At 60.8% G+C, this 2487-nt stretch carries 3 protein-coding genes; 2 read left to right on the forward strand and 1 reads right to left on the reverse strand.

The window, feature by feature from the left end; translation table 11 throughout:
* Positions 1 to 204 precede the first annotated feature (204 nt).
* A complete protein-coding gene (locus ACRC0P_RS15435) occupies positions 205 to 567 on the forward strand; it encodes a hypothetical protein (RefSeq protein WP_438632197.1) in 363 nt (120 codons plus the stop codon).
* A gap of 25 nt (positions 568 to 592) precedes the next feature.
* Here the strand turns inward: ACRC0P_RS15435 and trhO are convergent, their stop codons facing one another.
* Positions 593 to 1579, reverse strand: a complete 987-nt coding sequence (gene trhO, locus ACRC0P_RS15440) for an oxygen-dependent tRNA uridine(34) hydroxylase TrhO (RefSeq protein WP_438632198.1) — start codon at positions 1577 to 1579, stop codon at positions 593 to 595.
* 459 nt (positions 1580 to 2038) lie between these two features.
* Between trhO and ACRC0P_RS15445 the strand changes: the two genes are divergently transcribed.
* Complete coding sequence (locus ACRC0P_RS15445; RefSeq protein ID WP_438632199.1) at positions 2039 to 2287, forward strand: hypothetical protein; 249 nt, start codon at positions 2039 to 2041, stop codon at positions 2285 to 2287.
* The last annotated feature ends 200 nt before the right edge of the window (positions 2288 to 2487 follow it).

The following is a 2487-nucleotide window of genomic DNA, read 5'->3' on the forward strand; positions in this document are numbered from 1 at the left end:
CGATCGCGGGCGTGGCGGATGGCCGCCCCGCCGCTCCTACAAGTCTTATCCTGCCTGTGAATTTTTTCTCAAAGTGTGAAACAGGTTTCCAGTAAATATTATTTTATTGGAATCGGTTCTGTATATTCGCTTCCAGTTAAAGGAATCTGACGCCATCAATGCCTGTTGGCGCGGGAGGGAATTTGTGTCTGGGGCCTGTGCAGAATGAGCTTCCAGATCCGCTACAACGCCGCCAACCGGGTGGTCCGGGTCTGCTTCTTCGGCCGTGTCGGCCTGTGCGCGCGAAAGACGGCGGCCAAACTGGTGGGGGAGAAGTACCGGCATCTGGTGCCGCTGCGTATTCTGGTGGACGTGCGTTTCGCGCGGACTGTCATGTCCCCGGCGGAACAGCGGAAATTCGGCCGCTACCTGGCGGAGCACCCGGTGCTGGGACGCGCCGCTATAGCCATCCTGCACAGCAGGAGCTTCTACCCCTCGCTGATGATCGCCAAGGAGGCCCGGATGCGGGGGCACAGGATACAGCCGTTTATCGTCGAGGCGGAGGCGGAGAGGTGGCTGCTGGGCTGAGCCGCCATATCCGCCCCGCGGGGGATCAGGCTTTCGTGGCAGCTGCCTGCCGGCGGCGCTCTTCGTGCTTTTCACGCCGTCGCGCGGCGGTGGCTTCGCGGGCCTCCTGGCCCAGGTGTTGCTCGCCGCGCTGGCGGGCCAGCCGAATCTGCTTTTCCCGCTCGCGAAAGCGCGCCCGGTCCGCTTCCGGGACCTTGTGGAAGCAGTGTGGGCAGCTGACTCCCTGCTCGAATTGCGGGGATTGCTTTTCCTCTTCGGTCATCGGCATTCGGCAGGCGTTGCACTGGTCGTAATTGCCCCGCTGCAGGTCGTGGTTCACGGTGACCCGCTCGTCGAAAACGAAGCACTCGCCGCGCCACAGGCTCTTCTCTTTGGGCACTTCCTCCAGGTATTTGAGGATGCCGCCGCGCAGGTGGTAGACCTCATCGAAACCCTGTTCTTTCAGGTAGGCGGTGGACTTCTCGCAGCGGATGCCGCCGGTGCAGAACATCGCCACCTTCTTGTGCTTCTGCGGGTCCAGGTTCTCCCGCACATACTCGGGGAATTCGCGGAAACTGGTGGTCTGCGGATTGACCGCCTGTTCGAAGGTGCCCACCTGCACCTCGTAATCGTTGCGGGTGTCGATCAGCAGCACCTCCGGATCGCTGATCAGCGCATTCCAGTCCGCCGGGTTGACGTAGGTGCCCGCGCTGCGGCGCGGGTCTATGTTTTCCACGCCCATGGTGACGATCTCCCGCTTCAGCTTTACCTTGGAACGGAGGAAAGGCGGGGTATCGGTGTAGGACTCCTTGTAGTCCAGTTCCGCCAGGCGCGGATCGCTCCTGAGGTGGGCGAGCAGGGCATCTATGCCCTCGCGGGTACCGGCGACGGTGCCGTTGACACCCTCGCGGGCGAGCAGCAGGGTGCCCCGCACGCGGTGTTTCAGCATCAGTTCGAGCAGGGGGTGGCGCAGGGATTCGAAGTCGTCCAGGGTGACGAACTTGTAGAGCGCGCAGACGACGATCTGGTTCATAATGGCTTCCTCAATGCGGGCCGGAGCGTAAATCCGGAGCACCAGTGTCCTGTATGTACTAAATAGTGATACCAGCGGGCCGCTAAGCGGCCAGATGCAAGGCGCACTTGCGCCAGCGTAGTCATTCTACGTCAAGCAAGTGCAACGCCGCAGATGGCTGCTTAGCGGCTCGCCCGAAGGGAGCCCCCCCTCTTCACCAATCGAGGGCCCACAGCCGCGTTGCAGCTCTTGGAAATGGAATGACCATTCCCTGCGAGCTGCGCCTAACTGTGAGCAATCTGGGGGGCTCTGGTATCACTATTTAGTACATACAGGACACTAGTAATTGGCCGGGCATTTTAGCGGAAAGTGTCTGTTTTGCGTATATTTCCCCCGCTTGCCAAAAAGTTTATTGACCACTGGGCCACAAGTTGTCAAAGTTTACGGTTCCCCCCCTTCAGCCACTGCGAGGCTAATTCCATGGAAGACGACTTCGTACCGAAAGAATCGACACTCAGCCGTTCCTACAGCGATGGTGACCTCACCGTCCAGATCGATATCTACGAGGACGGCGAGGGCGGCTGGCTGCTGGAAATTATCGACGAGCACGACAACTCCACCGTATGGGAGGACGCTTTCGAGACGGAACAGGAAGCGTTGGACGAAGCCCTGGACGCGCTGCGCGAGGAGGGGGTGGAGACCTTTGTCGGGCCGGTGGAAGAGAGCTAGGAAGTTCGCCTGTAGGAGCGGCGGGGCGGCCATCCGCCATGCCCGCGATCGGCCTCGCTTAAGAGCCTGTTTAGAATCTCGCGAAGAACTCTCCAGGTCGGGAGGGGTGCCTCTTTTCGGGACCGTATGAGGCAGGGATGCCGATTACGAGCGTACAGGGACGTATTTAAGGGGGGCGCCCTGCCCGTGTCCCGGAAAGA

Origin of the sequence: Microbulbifer sp. (assembly GCF_051659245.1) — a bacterium.
Lineage (GTDB): Bacteria > Pseudomonadota > Gammaproteobacteria > Pseudomonadales > Cellvibrionaceae > Microbulbifer.